Source organism: Hydrogenophaga laconesensis, from assembly GCF_031457235.1.
GTDB classification, from domain to species: Bacteria; Pseudomonadota; Gammaproteobacteria; order Burkholderiales; family Burkholderiaceae_C; genus Hydrogenophaga; species Hydrogenophaga laconesensis.
The window spans coordinates 74,716-90,688 of record NZ_JAVDWE010000017.1 but is presented as its reverse complement, the minus strand read 5'-3'; the positions used below and the strand labels follow the sequence as shown (position 1 = coordinate 90,688).

Annotated in this window: 13 protein-coding genes; 4 read left to right on the top strand and 9 right to left on the bottom strand. The window is 66.8% G+C overall.

Annotation, left to right across the window (positions count from 1 at the left end; all coding sequences use genetic code 11):
• Positions 1 to 101: 101 nt before the first annotated feature.
• Genes J2X09_RS23390 through J2X09_RS23375 form a run of 4 tightly spaced genes read right to left on the bottom strand, consistent with a single transcriptional unit; the run spans position 102 to position 3,533 of the window.
• Positions 102 to 791, bottom strand: coding sequence for an AAA family ATPase (locus J2X09_RS23390; protein WP_310309541.1), 690 nt, complete (start codon positions 789 to 791; stop codon positions 102 to 104).
• 26 nt (positions 792 to 817) lie between these two features.
• A complete protein-coding gene (locus J2X09_RS23385; protein WP_310309539.1) occupies positions 818 to 955 on the bottom strand; it encodes a hypothetical protein in 138 nt (45 codons plus the stop codon).
• A gap of 8 nt (positions 956 to 963) precedes the next feature.
• Positions 964 to 1,464: a hypothetical protein gene (locus J2X09_RS23380; RefSeq protein WP_204735217.1), complete on the bottom strand. Its 501-nt coding sequence runs from the start codon at positions 1,462 to 1,464 to the stop codon at positions 964 to 966.
• Entirely contained in the window at positions 1,461 to 3,533 is a 2,073-nt protein-coding gene (locus J2X09_RS23375; RefSeq protein WP_204735216.1) for an ATP-dependent helicase, read from the bottom strand. The genes J2X09_RS23380 and J2X09_RS23375 overlap by 4 nt, the downstream gene beginning before the upstream one ends.
• A 100-nt stretch (positions 3,534 to 3,633) precedes the next feature.
• Between J2X09_RS23375 and J2X09_RS23370 the strand changes: the two genes are divergently transcribed.
• The gene (locus J2X09_RS23370; protein WP_204735215.1) at positions 3,634 to 4,596 is read left to right on the top strand and encodes an AEC family transporter; all 963 of its coding nucleotides are present in this window, start codon (positions 3,634 to 3,636) and stop codon (positions 4,594 to 4,596) included.
• A gap of 282 nt (positions 4,597 to 4,878) precedes the next feature.
• A complete protein-coding gene (katG, locus tag J2X09_RS23365; protein WP_204735214.1) occupies positions 4,879 to 7,023 on the top strand; it encodes a catalase/peroxidase HPI in 2,145 nt (714 codons plus the stop codon).
• 51 nt (positions 7,024 to 7,074) lie between these two features.
• Here katG and J2X09_RS23360 read toward each other — a convergent pair whose 3' ends face one another.
• Positions 7,075 to 8,043 (bottom strand): MBL fold metallo-hydrolase, encoded by a 969-nt coding sequence (locus tag J2X09_RS23360; RefSeq protein ID WP_310309535.1) that lies wholly within the window; start codon positions 8,041 to 8,043, stop codon positions 7,075 to 7,077.
• 142 nt (positions 8,044 to 8,185) lie between these two features.
• On the opposite strand from J2X09_RS23360, the gene J2X09_RS23355 reads away from it, so the two are divergent.
• Together J2X09_RS23355 and J2X09_RS23350 are read left to right on the top strand one after the other, a co-directional pair.
• The gene (locus J2X09_RS23355) at positions 8,186 to 8,689 is read left to right on the top strand and encodes a GAF domain-containing protein (RefSeq protein WP_204735213.1); all 504 of its coding nucleotides are present in this window, start codon (positions 8,186 to 8,188) and stop codon (positions 8,687 to 8,689) included.
• Complete coding sequence (locus tag J2X09_RS23350; RefSeq protein WP_204735212.1) at positions 8,686 to 9,087, top strand: hypothetical protein; 402 nt, start codon at positions 8,686 to 8,688, stop codon at positions 9,085 to 9,087. Before J2X09_RS23355 ends, J2X09_RS23350 begins: the two co-directional genes overlap by 4 nt.
• Positions 9,088 to 9,094: 7 nt before the next feature.
• Here J2X09_RS23350 and priA read toward each other — a convergent pair whose 3' ends face one another.
• From priA to J2X09_RS23330, 4 genes are all read right to left on the bottom strand, one after another.
• Positions 9,095 to 11,227 (bottom strand): replication restart helicase PriA, encoded by a 2,133-nt coding sequence (priA, locus tag J2X09_RS23345; protein WP_204735211.1) that lies wholly within the window; start codon positions 11,225 to 11,227, stop codon positions 9,095 to 9,097.
• 446 nt (positions 11,228 to 11,673) lie between these two features.
• The gene (hemE, locus tag J2X09_RS23340; RefSeq protein ID WP_204735210.1) at positions 11,674 to 12,777 is read right to left on the bottom strand and encodes a uroporphyrinogen decarboxylase; all 1,104 of its coding nucleotides are present in this window, start codon (positions 12,775 to 12,777) and stop codon (positions 11,674 to 11,676) included.
• 83 nt (positions 12,778 to 12,860) lie between these two features.
• Positions 12,861 to 13,487, bottom strand: a complete 627-nt coding sequence (locus tag J2X09_RS23335; RefSeq protein ID WP_204735209.1) for a thioredoxin family protein — start codon at positions 13,485 to 13,487, stop codon at positions 12,861 to 12,863.
• Positions 13,488 to 13,536: 49 nt separating this feature from the next.
• Positions 13,537 to 15,753 (bottom strand): protein-disulfide reductase DsbD family protein, encoded by a 2,217-nt coding sequence (locus J2X09_RS23330; protein WP_204735208.1) that lies wholly within the window; start codon positions 15,751 to 15,753, stop codon positions 13,537 to 13,539.
• Positions 15,754 to 15,973 lie beyond the last annotated feature (220 nt).

Below are 15,973 nucleotides of genomic sequence, written 5' to 3'. Positions count from 1 at the left end.
CCTCTTTGCAACTGTGCATGAAAATGGAATTGCCAGCCGAGAGTAGCAACGTCCCGATGAAGTTGCGGTGATGCTTGACGGCAACGTTACCTGGATGAGCCTCAAGCTTGGCCCTCCTGCAAACTGCGCAGCAGGCTTCGCACCAAGGCATCGAGAGCCTTTTGCTTGTTTTCTGGGGTGACGATGGCGTCGTTGAGATCGCCATCCGCAGCCAGATCAAATCTAGCACGCAGGTACTCTTGCTCCAGCCTATCCCTCGACGCGAAGTTGAAGTCCAATCCTTCAAGGCGCGTGCGTATTTCGACCAATCTTGCCTTATCAACATCGCTCAGCGCGCTCTGCTTGGTGGAGAGCTGATGCAGAGCCAGGAGCTCCTCATTAGTGGAATTGTCGAGGCTCGTGCCCAAGCCAAACATATCGCTGGTCACGATTCCGGCGAAGCCCATGCCCTTGGGGTCAACTGCAGGGTTTTCCGCATGCACAGCCCGGGTGTCCGTATGACGGTAGAGGATTTGTACCTGCTCCTTCACCAGTTCAGCAATGGCGAGAGGATTGTGGGTTGTCAATACGATGTGGCTGTTGTCCTGCCCCTCATTGTCGTGACCAACGAAGGATTTCAGATAGCGCAGGTAATCCACGCACCAGCGCGGGTTCAAGTGCGTGTCCGGCTCATCCAGAAGAAACAGACTTTCATTGTCGGCAGTGAAGCGCAGTAGGCCCAGCACAGTTAGCAACTGCTGTTCGCCTTCACTGAGTTCTCGGAAGGTCACGCTGCCATCATTCTTCTTCAAGCGCACACGGATACGTACTTCTTCGATCAGCTCAGAAACGTGGGTGCTCTCAAGGTCACGGAAGAACTGCGCGGGTAGCCGATGGCGTTCAGCGTGATGACAGACACCATGGCCAGAGCGCGCAGGGTGTCGGGCAGGGCTTCGCGTGGGCGTCTTGCGTCCATGACGCAACTCAGCGCCAGCCAGGCACCTTCTTCAGCACGAAGTTCATCGGCGGATCAGCGGGGGCGGCGCGCCCTTCGGCGGAACGGCGCACGCCACGCAGTTCCTGGCCACAGCCGCCGGGAACCACGTTGCCTTCCCACACCGCGTCCATGTTCACACCGTCGGCCGACTCGTCCAGATTGAATTCGCCCTGCGTCACGTCGCCCGACACCAGCGCTTGCCGGTCGTTGCCCTGGGTGCTGCGTTTGAGGCTGCCGCGCACACTGCCCGGGTACTCGGGATGCCGCTCGAACAGCAGGGCGCCGGTGGACGCCGGGGTGGCTTCGTTGCCGCTGCCATCCTGCGGCCACAGCGCCAGTTGCCACAGGCCGTAGAGCTGGGCCGGTGCGATGTCGCCGGACGCGTCGCACACCGTGGCCGGCACGGCAGGCGGGGTTTGGGTGTGTGCCGGAGCGGTGCCGAGCAGGGTCAGGCAGAGGCAGAGAAGTGTGTGGCGTCGCAGTGTCATGGAGCGGTGTCGGCGGCTTTCTGGGCCGCCTGTTCGGTGGCGCGTTGTGCGAATTCGGCCCGCAGTGCGCGCAGCTTTTCGCGAGGGTCTTCTTTCACGGTGGCCTGGTCCAGCGCCATTTCCTTGATGAAGCGGCTGGCCTGCCCCGGGACGCTCTCGCGCCCCTTCTTGCGGCGCTTGAGCCAGCTCACCGCCAGCGTTCGCTGCGCGCGAGTGATGCCCACGTACATGAGGCGGCGCTCTTCCTGCAGACGCTGCGCGATCACCTCGGCCGGCAGGTCGGCGTCGTTCTCGTCCAGCTTGAACGGCAGCAGGCCTTCGTTCACGCCCACCAGCATCACATGCGGCCACTCCAGACCCTTGGACGCGTGCAGGGTGGAGAGGGTCACCACGTTCTGGTCCTGTTCGCGCTCGCTCAGCGTGGAAAGCAGCGCGATGGTCTGTACCACTTCCAGCAGGCTCTTGCGTTCGCTTTCCACCTGCACGCCAGCCTCGTCCTCGATCTTGCCGCCGCAGCGCCCGGCCACCCAGTCGCAGAAGTCCATCACGTTGGTCCAGCGCGCGGCCGCCACCTTTTCGTTGTCCTCGCTGTCGTACAGGTGCTTCTCGTAGCCGATGTCCTTGAGCCAGTCGTTGAGGAAGGTGCGTGCGGCTTCGTGGCCCATGGTGTGGCGCGCGCGGTACTCCAGGTCGTTCACCGCACGGCCGAATTCGTGCAGCGTGGCCACCGCGCGCGGGGCCAGGGCGGTGCCCAGTGAGTTCGCGAACAGGGCTTCGAACAGGCTCAGCTTGTACTGCGTGGCGAAGGCGCCGAGTTGCTGCAGGGTGGTGTGGCCGATGCCGCGTTTGGGTGTGGTGGCCGATCGCACGAACGCCGGGTCGTCGTCGTTGTTGACCAGCAGTCGCAGCCAGGCGCACAGGTCGCGGATCTCGGCCTTGTCGAAGAAGCTCTGCCCACCCGAGACCTTGTACGGAATCTGCGCACGGCGCAGCGACTGCTCGAACGAGCGAGCCATGTGGTTTGCGCGGTAGAGGATGGCGAAGTCGCGCCACTCCTTGTGCTGGGAGTTCGCGCGCAGGCTCTGGATGCGCGCCACCGCGCGTTCGGCCTCGTGCTCCTCGTTGTCGGCATCGACCACGCGCACCGGTTCGCCTTCGCCCAGGTCGCTCCACAGCGTCTTGGGAAACAGCTTGGGGTTGGGACCGATCACGTTGTTGGCTGCGCGCAGGATGGCGCTGGTGGAGCGGTAGTTCTGCTCCAGCTTGATCACCCGGAGCTGCGGGAAATCGATCGGCAGTTTCTTCAGGTTGTCCAGTGTGGCGCCGCGCCAGCCGTAGATGGACTGGTCGTCATCGCCCACGGCGGTGAAGCGCGCGTTCTCGCCCACCAGCAGCTTGAGCAGCTCGTACTGGGTGGCGTTGGTGTCCTGGTACTCGTCCACCAGCACGTGGCCCATCTTCTTCTGCCAGCGCGCGCGCACGTCCTCGTGCTCGTTCAGCAGTTTCAGCGGCAGGCTGATGAGGTCGTCGAAGTCCACGCTCTGGTAGGCGACGAGGCGCTCTTCGTAGCGGCCCATGATGGTCGCCATCACCCGCTCGTTCTCGTCCTTCGCCTGCGCGAGCGCCTGTGCCGCGTTCAACCCCGCGCTCTTCCAGGCGCTGATGCCCCACTGCCAGCCGCGCGCGGTGGCCGCGTCGGTGGTGCCCCCGCAGTCCTTGAGCAGGCTGGTGATGTCGTCGGTGTCGAGGATGGAAAACTGCTTCTTCAGGCCGAGCACTTCGCCGTCTTCCCGCAAAAGCCGCACGCCCAGCGCATGGAAGGTGCAGATCAGCACCTTCTTCGCGTCGCGGCCCACAAGCTGGGCGGCGCGCTCGCGCATTTCGGCCGCGGCCTTGTTGGTGAAGGTGATGGCGGCGATGCGGTCCGCCGGCAGACCCATCTGGATCAGCCGCGCGATCTTGTGCGTGATCACCCGCGTCTTGCCGGAGCCCGCACCTGCGAGCACCAGGCATGGTCCGCCCAGGTGGTTCACGGCATCCAGTTGCGCGATGTTCAGGCCGTGGGACATGGAGGAACGGAAAGGCGTCGTGAAGGCGGGGAAAGAAGCGTCGGATCATACCGGGCAGGGTGTCGCGGGCCGTCGACGCCCGCCTGAGACAATCGCCCCCGTGCTGCACATCCTGCTGGTCACCTTTCCCTTCTTCGCGCTTGTGCTCGCGGGCTACGTGGCCGCGCGCCGGCGCATGCTGCCGCTGGAGGCCATTCCCGGGCTCAATGGCTTCGTGCTGTTTTTCGCGCTGCCCTGCATGCTGTACCGCTTCGGCTCGACCACGCCCATCGCGCAACTGCTCGACGCCTGGGTGGCCGGGCTGTACCTGCTGTGTGGCCTGGTGATCGTGGGCGTGACCATCGCGCTTACCCGCAACGCGCGCATCCGCTGGAACGACGCGGCCATGGGCGCGCTGGTCGCGGCATTTCCCAATTCGGGTTTCATGGGCGTGCCGCTCATCGTGGCCCTGCTGGGGGCGTCGGCGGCAGGCACGGTCATCCTCACCATGGTGGTGGACATGGTGATCACCAGTTCGCTGTGCATCGCGTTGTCCCGGCTGGACAGTGCGCAGGGCGATGGCCGCTCGGCCGCGCTCGATGCCACGCGCAAGGCGCTCAGGGGGGTGCTCACCAATCCCATGCCCTGGGCGATCATCCTGGGCGGCGTGGCTTCGGCGTGGGCGTTCCGCCTGCCCGAGCCAGTAGAAAAAACCGTGTGGCTGCTCGCCGACTCGGCCTCACCCGTGGCGCTGTTCACCATCGGCGCCGTGCTGGCGCGCGCGCAGATGACGGCCAACCACCCCATGCCGCTGGGCGACTACCTGCCGGTGGCGCTTCTCAAGCTGTTCGCTCATCCCGTGCTGGTGCTCGTCGTGGGCTGGCTGGCCATTCGAGCGGGCGCGCCGCTGGGCTGGCCGACGCTCGTGGTCATGGTGCTCGTGGCCGCCCTGCCCAGCGCCAGCAATGTCTCGCTGCTGGCCGAGCGCTTCGGCGCGGACAACGGGCGCATCGCCCGCATCATCCTCGTGACCACGGCGGCCGCCTTCCTCACTTTCTCTGGCGCTGTCACGCTGCTGACCTGAACGCAGGGTTCGATGTTGGCGTGGGGCATGTGCCGCATCCTTTTGATAGCTGTCAGCTATTGCGTCAATCCGGGCAATTGTTTTGACGTGTCCGCGGTGCCTCACTAAAGTGCATCAGGTCGCTTCAAGGAGATGCCTGTGCGTGATCTGCCCCGTTGGTTCCGACCGGATGTCCCAACGTTGCCGTTCTGGCTCGAGCGTCTGGCCGCGTTGCCGCTGGCGTACTGACCCACGCCGCCTTGCACGACCCGTTCCCCTCAGCCCCTCGATAAGGAGACCCCCATGTCAGAAGCCAAGTGCCCCTTCCACCACGGTTCCGGTGTCGGAACCACCAACAAGGACTGGTGGCCGAACCAGTTGCGCATGGATGTGCTGAACCAGCACTCCGCCAGGTCCAACCCGCTGGGCGAATCCTTCGACTATGCGGCCGAGTTCAAGAAGCTCGACTACAAGGCACTGAAGGCCGATTTGAACAAGCTGATGACCGACAGCCAGGACTGGTGGCCCGCCGACTTCGGTCACTACGGCCCCCAGTTCATCCGCATGGCCTGGCACTCCGCCGGCACCTACCGCACCACCGACGGACGCGGGGGCGGTGGCCGTGGCCAGCAGCGTTTCGCGCCGCTCAACTCGTGGCCCGACAACGTCAACATCGACAAGTCGCGCCGCCTGCTCTGGCCCATCAAGCAGAAGTACGGTCAGCAGATCTCCTGGGCCGATCTCATGATCCTCGCGGGCAACGTGGCGCTGGAGTCGATGGGCTTTCGCACCTTCGGTTTTGCCGGTGGCCGTGAAGACGTGTGGGAACCGGACGACGACGTGAACTGGGGTGCCGAGACCAAATGGCTGGGCGACGACAAGCGTTTCGAGGGCGACCGCGTGCTGGTCAAGAGCGTGGGCGCCACGCACATGGGTCTGATCTATGTGAACCCCGAAGGCCCGAACGGCAGCGGCGACTACATGGCGGCGGCCAAGGACATCCGCGCCACCTTCTACCGCATGGCCATGGACGACGAGGAGATCGTCGCGCTGATCGCGGGTGGCCACACTTTCGGCAAGGCGCACGGCGCGGCGCCCGAGTCGCACAAGGGCGTGGAACCCGAGGGCGGTTCGATCGAGGCACAAGGCCTGGGCTGGACCAGCAACTTCGGCAGTGGGCATGGCAAAGACACCGTCTCCAGCGGCCTGGAGGTGACATGGACGACGACGCCTGCGCAATGGAGCAACAACTTCTTCGAGAACCTGTTCAAGTTCGAATGGGAACTGGAGAAGAGCCCGGCCGGTGCCAAGCAGTGGGTGGCCAAGAACGCGCCCGAGATCATTCCCGATGCGCACGTGCCCGGCCTCAAGCACAAGCCCAGGATGCTGACCACCGACCTGACGATGCGTTTCGACCCCGAGTTCGGCAAGATCTCCCAGCGCTTCCTCAACGACCCGCAGGCCTTCGCCGATGCCTTCGCCCGCGCCTGGTTCAAGCTGACGCACCGCGACATGGGGCCGAAGGCGCGCTACCTTGGCCCGGAAGTCCCGAAGGAAGACCTGATCTGGCAGGACCCGCTGCCGGCGCCCACGCACAACCCCTCGGCGGCGGACATCGCCGATCTCAAGTCGAGGATCGCGGCCTCGGGCCTGTCGGTGAGCGACCTGGTCTCTGTGGCGTGGGCGTCCGCCTCCACCTTCCGTGGCGGCGACAAGCGCGGTGGCGCCAACGGCGCGCGCCTGGCGCTCGCGCCGCAGAAGGACTGGGCGGTGAACAAGTCCGCGGTGACGGCGCTGCCCAGGCTGGTGGAGATCCAGAAGGCGTCGGGCAAGGCCTCGCTGGCCGATGTGATCGTGCTGGCCGGCGTGGTCGGCGTCGAACAGGGGGCCAAGGCCGCGGGTGTCGCGGTGGATCTGCCGTTCACGCCGGGCCGTGTCGACGCGCGACAGGACCAGACCGATGTCGAGTCCTTCGCCGTCATGGAGCCCGAAGCCGATGGGTTCCGCAACTACAAGGCGGGCAAGAGCGCCGCGTCGACCGAGGCCCTGCTGGTCGACAAGGCCCAGTTGCTCACGCTGACGGCGCCCGAGATGACCGCGCTGGTGGGGGGGCTGCGTGTGCTCGGCGCCAACGCCGATGGCACCCGCCATGGCGTGTTCACTGACAAGGTCGGCGCGCTCACCAACGACTTCTTCGTCAATCTCCTGAGCATGGGCACCGTGTGGACGCCGGTGAATGCCGACGCCGAGATCTTCGAAGGCAAGGACCGCAAGAGCGGCCAGCTCAAGTACACCGCGACGCGCAACGACCTGGTGTTCGGCTCCAACTCGGTGCTGCGAGCCTATGCGGAGGTGTATGCCAGTGCCGACGGCAAGCAGAAGTTCGCCCGCGACTTCGCGGCCGCCTGGACCAAGGTGATGAACCTGGACCGCTTCGACGTCGCCTGATCGCGCACGCCGTTGAACCACAAGCCCCGGGGTGCCGAGCCTCGGGGCTTTTCATTTCTTGCGCAGCGCTTCCTGTTCCAGCAGCAGGTAGGTGTTGTAGGCGTTCATGCGGTTGGCCGGGCCGAACATGGGCATGCGCTCGAACGCGGACCAGTCGGTCTTGTCGTACGCCTCTTCGAACGGCACGAAGTTCTCCACCGCCTCGCCCATGCTCTGACGCAGGTGCCTGAGGTAGTCGCGTGTGGTGCCGATGTCCTTCTTCGGTTCCGTGGACGCCGCACCGTGACCCGGTACCACCGTCCGTGCATCAAAGGCCAGCAGTTTCTCCAGCGACAGGATCCACTGCCGGCTGTTGGCCTGCCCGACGAAGGGCAGGCGGCCGTTGAAGAACAGATCGCCCGCGAACAGCACCTTCTCGGACGGCACATACACCGTGAGGTCCTCGGGTGTGTGCGACGGGCCGACCGGTGTGAGCTCGAACACCACGCCCCCCACCTTGATCGAGGTCGGGCCATCGATCCAGACATCGGCCGGCACGATGCGGGTCTGCTCGTTGATCCAGGGCGCGAGGTCAGTGCGCGAGGCCTCCAGTCGCAGACGCGCGGTGTCCGACTGGATGTATTCGCGCGACGCCGCGTGCGCAATGATCTGCGCGCCCAGCTGCTTGAAGTGCTGCAGACCGTAGATGTGGTCGGCGTGGTAGTGGGTGAGGATCACGTGGGTGACGGGCTTGTCCGTGAGCTGGCGGATGGCCTGCGTGAGCCGTTCGGCGAGCCGGGGCGACCCCAGCGCGTCGATCACCACCACGCCCTCGGGCGTGATCACGAAACCGGCGTTGCTGATGAAGTTCTGGTTCTTCGTGGAGCCCAGCTGCGTGAGGCCCTGGACATAGTGGCTGTGAGGCCCGACGGTCTCGACCCGCATCGGCGGACCGGTCTCCGCGGTTGGCTGGGCATGGGCAATGAAGGTGGCGACCGCGAGCAGCGGTGCGAGCCACCTGCGAAAGTGAGGGCGTGGCACGGGTGTTGTCTCCGGTGAAATCTGGCAGGCCTGCTCTTATATCGCAATCTGCTTATATTTGCTTCAAAGCCGGACTCACGTTTTCTTTGCTATTGCCGATGTAGCAGGCGAGCGGATCGGATGGCCGGCTCCGGAGTCACTCATGATCAAAGCCCCTCTGCCTCACAACGAGGCCAAGCGCCTGAAAGCGTTGCGCGACCTCGTCATTCTGGACACGCCACCCGAAGCGCGCTTCGACCGCATCTCGTCGTTCGCCGCCAGGGAGTTCAACGTGCCGATCGCGCTGGTGTCGCTGGTCGACCAGGACCGCCAGTGGTTCAAGTCTTCGTTCGGCATGGAAGACATGCAGGAAACGCCCCGCGACATCTCCTTCTGTGGCCATGCTGTGGCGATGGCCAGGACGCTGGTCGTGCCCGACGCGCTGAAAGATCCGCGCTTCGCCGACAACCCGATGGTCGTCGGCCAGCCCTACATCCGCTTCTACGCTGGCGCACTGCTGCGCCTGCCCTATGGCCAGGTGGTGGGCACGCTGTGCATCATGGACCGCCGGCCGCGCGATTTCGACCGGCTGGACGAGGCCATCCTCGGTGGCCTGCGCGATCTGGTGGTGGAGGAGCTGTTCCGGCGCGAGGAGGCGGTGTCATGAGCCTCGCCAGGCGAAAGGTCCTTCTGATCGAACCCGATGGGCTCGTGCGTGGCACCGTGGCCTCGGTGTGCCGCGAGCTGCAATTGGTGCGGCTGCAGCAGGCGACCAGCGTGGCGCAGGGCGAGAAGTGGATGCAGTCGAACGCCGATCACGGCCTCCTGCTTTCGCTGACCGAACGTGATGCCGCGCTGGCTCTGCTGGCGCGCCTGCGTGCAGGTGGCCTGCGTTGCGGCGCGGACATTCCGGTGGCGGTGATGGTGCACGGCGCCGACGCGGACCTGGTGAGCCGGCTCAAGGAACTCGATGTGCGCCGGCTGCTGCTGCAGCCGTTCCGCCTGCGCGACGTCGTGCACACACTGGAACAGTTGTGGCCCGCGGCCGAGCCGATGGCGGCCTGAGTTCCGCTCAGATGGAAAGCGGGTCGACATCCACCGCGAAGCGGATCAGCCCGCGAGCCTGTGGCAGGGCGCGGCACTCCAGCAGCACCGGTTGCCAGGCGCTCAGAAACCGCTGCAGCGCACCGCGCGAGGACGCCTCTACCAGCAACTGGGCGCGCTCCACATTGGCCACGCGCTGGATCGTCAGGGGCACGGCGGGGTAGAGCGTGATCTCGTCGCGGTGTGGCAGGCCGTCAGCGGCCTGGGCTGCCGCATTCAGGTAGGCCTGCGCCGCCTGCTGGCTGCGCGCATCGGCGCGCAGCAAGGCCTGGTGGCCGAACGGCGGCATGCCAGCGTTTTCGCGCTCGGCCAGTTGTTGCGCGGCGAATGCCGGGAAGTCGTGACGGCGCAGGGCGTCGAACAGCGGGTGCTGCGGTGTCCAGGTCTGTACCCACATCTCACTGGCGCTGCCCTGGCTGTTCACGAAAGCGGCGTCACGCCCGGCGCGGCCCCCGGCCTGCATGAGCAGCGCGAACAGCCGCTCGGGGGCCCGGTAGTCGCTGGCGAACAGGCCGGAGTCGGCGTTGATGCCAGCCACCAGCGTGATGCGCCGGAAGTCGTGGCCCTTGGCGATCATCTGGGTGCCGACCAGCACGTCCACCTCACCGCTGTGCATGGTGGCCAGTTGCTGTTCGAGGCTGCCCTTGAGGCGGGTGGAATCGGCGTCCATGCGCGCCACGCGGGCGGGGCTGCCGTCCGGGCGCTGGACGTTGGCGAGCAGACCAGCGAGTTGCTCTTCCAGCTGCTCGGTGCCCTTGCCGATGGGCGCGATGTCGAGGTTGCCGCAATCGGGGCAGGCGCGCGGTACGCGCTCGGTGAACCCGCAGTGGTGGCAGCGCAGCGTGCGGTCGAGCTTGTGGAACACGCGGTAGGCGCTGCAGTGCGGGCAGGCGCTCTTCCAGCCGCAGTCGTGGCAGGCCAGCACGGGCGCGTAGCCGCGGCGGTTCAGCAGCACCATGCACTGTTCGCCGCGTGCGATGCGCTCGGCCATCGCCGCCACCAGCGGCGGGGCCAGCACGGCGCCCTTGGGCTGGTGGTTCATGTCCACCAGGCGCAGTCGCGGCAGCGCGCCGCCGCCGATGCGCGCTGGCATGGACAGGCGCAGGTAGCGGCCCTGGTCGGCTGCGTGCCAGGTCTCCAGCGACGGGGTGGCCGAACCCAGCACCACCTGGCAGCGCGCGTTCCCGCCCTGCGCCGACAGGGCTTCGTTCTCCACCTTCGCGCGGTAGACCGCGAGATCCCGTGCCGAATAGCGCGCGCCTTCCTGGCTCTTGTAGCTGGGGTCGTGTTCCTCGTCGACCACGATCAGGCGCAGGCCCGGCAGGCTGGCCAGCACGGCCATGCGCGTGCCGAGCACGATGCGAGCCTGCCCGGTATGCGCCGCCAGCCAACCAGCCAGCCGTTGCGCCGGGGTCATGCCGCTGTGCAGGCACACCAGGGCATCCGCGCCGAACAGGGGTTCGAAGCGTTCGCGAAAACGCGCCTCCAGCTGTGGCGTGAGGTTGATCTCCGGCACCATCACGAGCACTTGCGCATCGGTGTGCGCCTCCAGGGCTTGCTGGGTGGCCTGCAGGTAGACCTCGGTCTTGCCGCTGCCGGTGGCGCCGAACAGCAGCACCGGGGCCTTCGCGGTGTCCAGGGTCTGCAGCGCCGTCTGTTGCTCGTCGCTCAGGGCGGGCGCGCTGGCCGGCGGACTGGGCGTCGTGTCGCCCGCAGTGCCACGCGCCTTCTCCTGCTTCTTGAGGCGGCGCGCGAGCTGTACCGTGCTGAGGTCGCGCAGCTGCGGTGGCAGCGCGGCCAGCGCCACTTCGCCCAGGCCGCGCTGGTAATACTGCGCAGCGAACTTCACCAGCTGCCGCCAGCGTGCGTTGAGCGGCGGCAGCCCAACGAGCACATCCGCCACCGCCCTGGTCTGGGCGTCGGTCAGGCCTTCGGGTGGTTGGGGTGGGCAATCCCAGACCACGCCCAGCACCTCGCGAGCGCCCAACGGCACACGCACCAGCGTGCCCGGCGTGAGCGATAGCTCACTCCTGTAGGTGAGGCTGGAGCCCACCCCGCTGTGGGCCGGGGTGGCCACGACAACGTTGGGCCAGAAAGCCATGTTTAGCGCCTGTTCCTCATTCGGACTGTCGAAACGGGCGCTAAGTCGTTGATTTGACGGGGCATCGAAACATATCCAGACTTTTTGTGGATAACTTTGTTGATAGTTTGCCTGGGGGCGGTCGGAAGCCTTGAAAATCAAGGGCTTGCTTAAACTGCCCAGAAAAAAAGCAGAAATTAAAACCTATATGAATCAATGACTTACATCGGGCTTGTAGGAGTTCTCCTGCGAACATCCGGGACGGAAGTCATGGCGCACCGCAGCACGAGTTTTGTGCATAAGTGATGCCTGTCAAGTGACTTTTTCGACTTTTTTTGTGCTAGGCGGCCGCTTGTCGGCCTCAGGATGGGGCGTCATCACCCCGTCACAAGACCCGATTGACAGGGCCGACGAATCGGGCCGTCGGGCTTGGAAAGCGCCGCCTCAGCTTCCAAAACCGCAGCAGTTCAGAGGTCCTTGCGGAGCCGGCGTGAATGCGAATGCACCGCATCGACCAGCACCGAGACGTGTTCCGGCGGCGTGTGCTGGCTGATGCCGTGCCCCAGGTTGAAGATGTGGGTGGGACCGGTGCCCGGGCCCTGGTGTGGGCGGCCGAAGCTTTCGAGCACCGTGGCCACCTCGGCGTCGATGCGCTCAGGAGGGGCGAACAGCACGTTGGGGTCGATGTTGCCCTGCAGGGCCTTGCCATTGGCGCCTCCGCCCACCAGTGCGCGCGCGCGGCCGAGGTTCACCGTCCAGTCCAGGCCGAGGGCGTTGCAATCCAGGTCCTTCATGTCGTCCAGCCACAGCCCACCGCCCTTGGTGAAGACGATGCGCGGGATGACCGCGCCCTCGTGTTCGCGCTTGAGCTGTGCCAGCACCCGCTTCGTGTAGGCCAGGCTGAAGTCCTGGAACTTGCCGTCGGCCAGCACGCCGCCCCAGCTGTCGAACACCATCACGGCCTGCGCGCCGGCTTCGATCTGCGCGTTCAGGTAGGCCGCCACGGCGTCGGCGTTGATGGCCAGGATGCGGTGCATGAGGTCGGGGCGCGCGTACATGAGCGACTTCACGGCGCGGTAGTCGTCGCTGCCACCGCCTTCGACCATGTAGCAGGCCAGCGTCCAGGGGCTGCCGGAGAAGCCGATCAGCGGCACGCGGCCGTTGAGCGCGCGGCGGATCGAGGTGACGGCGTTGAAGACGTAGCGCAGCTTGTCCATGTCGGGCACGGCGAGCGCGGCGACATCGCTCTCGGTGCGCACTGTCTTCGCGAATTTCGGGCCCTCGCCGAGCGCGAACGACAGGCCCAGGCCCATGGCGTCGGGCACGGTCAGGATGTCGCTGAACAGGATGGCCGCGTCCAGCGCGTAGCGCTCCAGCGGCTGCAGCGTCACCTCGGTCGCGTAGTCGGTGTTGGTCGCCAGCCCCATGAAACTGCCCGCCTGCGCGCGCGTCGCGCGGTACTCGGGCAGATAGCGGCCGGCCTGGCGCATCAGCCAGACGGGCGTGTGGTCGGTGGACTGGCGCAGGCAGGCGCGGAGAAAGGTGTCGTTCTGCAGGGGGGCGAAAGGCATGTCGTCGGAATGGCTGGGGTGGGGGGTATCCCGGGATTATCCCCGTGCACCCGCCGCCTCACCGGAATGCCGTGACCCAGCGCTCAGGCCGCGCCGTTCTTGTATTTGATGCCACAGCCGTAGGCGCGGCTCGTGGCCACGCTCACCGGTTTGCCCGCGCGCAGCTCGGTCAGGCCCTGGCGCACGTAGTTCGTCGCCTTCTGGATGTCGTCCACGCGGGCGGACGGAATGCTGTCGATGCCACCTGCGTACACCAGCAGGCCCTGCGGGTTGACGATGTACATGTGCGGTGTGACGCGCGCGGCGTAGGCTTCGCCGACCTTGCCGTCCTCGTCCATGAGCGTGGCGGTGGGGCTGGCCTTCTGTTCGGTCATCCAGCGGCCAAGCTGCTGGGGCGACTGGTAGTCGGCGCTGTCGTCGCGCGTGGAATTGATCGCCAGCCACACCACGCCCTGGCCCGTGGCCTCTTTCTGCAAGGCCTGCATGTTGCCCTGGTAGTGCTTGCGCACGAAGGGGCAGCCGGGGTTGTTCCATTCGAGCACCACCGTCTTGCCCTTGAAATCGGAGAGCTTGACGGGTTTGCCGGTGGTGTCGCTGAGGGTGAAATCCGGCGCGGTCTGGCCCACGCCAGGCGCGGCGAAGGCGGGCGTGACGAGCATCGTGCCCAAGGGCGAGAACGCGGCCAGGGCGAGCAGGGGACGGCGTTGCATGGTGAACCTCCTGGAAAAGGACGATTGAAGAACAGCAGCGCCGGCTTGTCTACAGCCGTGCCAGCGCCGCGCGGACCTCCTCGACACTCAGAACTTCGGTCAGCACTTGCGTGGGCTGCCCATTCTTGTAGATCGCATAGACCGGCACGCCGTTGCGCCCCAGGCTGGCGAGTGCGGCCGTGACGGCCGGATCGCGGCGCGTCCAGTCGGCGCGCAGCAGGGCGACGTTGCGGCCCGCCATGTCGTTGAGCAGGGCGGTGTCGGCCAGGGTGGTGCGCTTGTTGTACTGGCAGGTCACGCACCAGGCGGCGGTGAAGTCCACGAACACCGGGCGACCTTGCGCCACCAGCTCCGCCTGGGCTTGCGGGCTCCAGGGTTGCCAGCTCACGCCCTCGACGGTGGTGGCCACGGCGCGGCCAGCGGTGGTGCTGTCCTGCAGGCGGGTCACGTTCGGGCCGATCGCCCATCCCAGCCACGCCAGCCCGGCGAGGGAAAGCCCGGCCAGCACCGTGCGCCCGCGGCCGCGAAGGCCCAGGGCCCACATGAGCAGCGCCAGCACCACCAGCAGCATGAGCAGCGCAGCCGCGCCGTCGATACCGCTCTGTTGTCCCAACACCCACAGTAGCCAGACCACCGTGGCGAACATGGGGAAGGCCATCAGGTGGCGGAAGGTGCCCATCCAGGGGCCGGGGCGTGGCAGCGCGCGCGCCACCGCGGGCACCCAGCTGGCCAGCAGGTAAGGCAGCGCCATGCCCAGGCCGAGCACGGCGAACACGGCCAGCGCCTGCCCGGGCGGCAGGCCGATCGCGAGTCCGAGCGAGGCGCCCATGAAGGGCGCAGTGCAAGGCGAGGCGATGGCGGTGGCGAGCACACCGGTGAGGAACGCGTCGGTCGTCGGGTTGCGGGCTTGCAGGCTGGCGATGCGGCTGGGCAGCACGCTGCCGAATTCGAACAAGCCCGAGAGGTTCAGGCCGATCACAGTGAACAGCACGGCCAGCGCGGCCACCACCGCAGGGTTCTGCAACTGAAAGCCCCAGCCGAGCTGCTCGCCGGCCGCGCGCAGCGCCAGCAGCAGCGCGCCCAGCGAGAGGAATGAGGACACCACGCCAGCGGTGTAGGCGATGCCGTTGGCGCGATGGGCCCGCCGGTTGTCCGCGTGCTGTGCGAAGGCCAACACCTTGATGGCCAGCACCGGGAACACGCAGGGCATGAGGTTGAGGATGAGGCCGCCCAGCAGCGCGCCGAGCAGGGCCGCGCCGAGGGTGAGCGAGGTCGTGCTGTTCACCGGGCCCGCCGAAGCGCGCGCGGCGTTGTCGTCGAGCGCGGCCTGCAGCGCCTCGGGCACCGCCGCGGGCAGGGGGGCGGCGGCGGGCCAGGTGCCCTGCACGGGCGCGTCGATGCGCACGCCCGCGCTGCCGGCACCCTGGCCGGGCGGCGCGGCTTGCGCCACCACCATGGCGAATTGCGCGGGGCTGTCGGTGCGGTGCGGCGAGAGCGGCACCTCAGCCGCCCAGCGGTCGCCTTCCCAGGCCTGCTTCCAGGCGGCGCCGGGTTCGATCACGCCGGGCATTTCCGGGAAGAACTCGAGCGTCTGGCCTCGCCAGGCGGTGGGGAGACCGGCCAGCGACACTTTCAGCACGCCGGGGCCGGGTTCGACCCGGCTGTCCAGCGCGGGCTGGTCTTTCGGCGCGGTCTGGAAACTGGCGTCGAACGCGGCGCCGTTCAGGCCGGTGGATCCCTGTGCCGGGATGCGCAGCGAGAAGCTGCCCTCTTCAGGGATGCATTCCTTGCGGCAGACCAGCCAGGACGCGCTGAGCTTGACGTCGACATGGCTGGCGTTGAAGTCCGGGCCCACCGTGAGCGGCACGGGCAGCACCACCGTGCCATCGTAGCCGTAGTTGGCCAGGTTGCCAATCGGGAACTTGCGCGGCGTCGGCCAGGCGATCGGCCCGGCGGTCACGCCCGGCGGCAGGGTCCATTGCAGGTCGGTTGGCAGGCCGGAGTCGCCGGAATTCTTCCAGTAGGTGTGCCAGTCGGGGGCGTGGGTGATCTGCAGCCCGACCCAGACCGGGCGGCCAGGGGCGACGCCCTGGGGCGCATGGGCCAGCAGCTCCGTGCGCGTCTGCTCGGTCTGCGCCACGGCGGACGCTGGGGCAGCCGACAGCAGGCCCTGGGCGGTGGCCAGCAGCGGTGTGAGTGCCAGGAGTGCGACTCCGGCAAGGAGGCGCGCGGAGCGCCGGACCTGGGAAAAGGCGTTGAGGGGCATCGGACAACGGGGCAGGGGGATCGCGGGGCGACGGCGCCGCCCGTGGATAGAGGGGCCGGCGGCGGCCAAGTTCCGGAACGGGTTGCGCACAAATATAAGTCAGCGCTGTTCGTCTGTGCGTCGCCGCGCGCTGGGTGGTCTTTCTCCAGTGCTTCACAGGGTCTTCCCGTTTGGGTAAAAACCATGGCGGGACGGGTAAGTGGTTGACCAGCATGGAGGG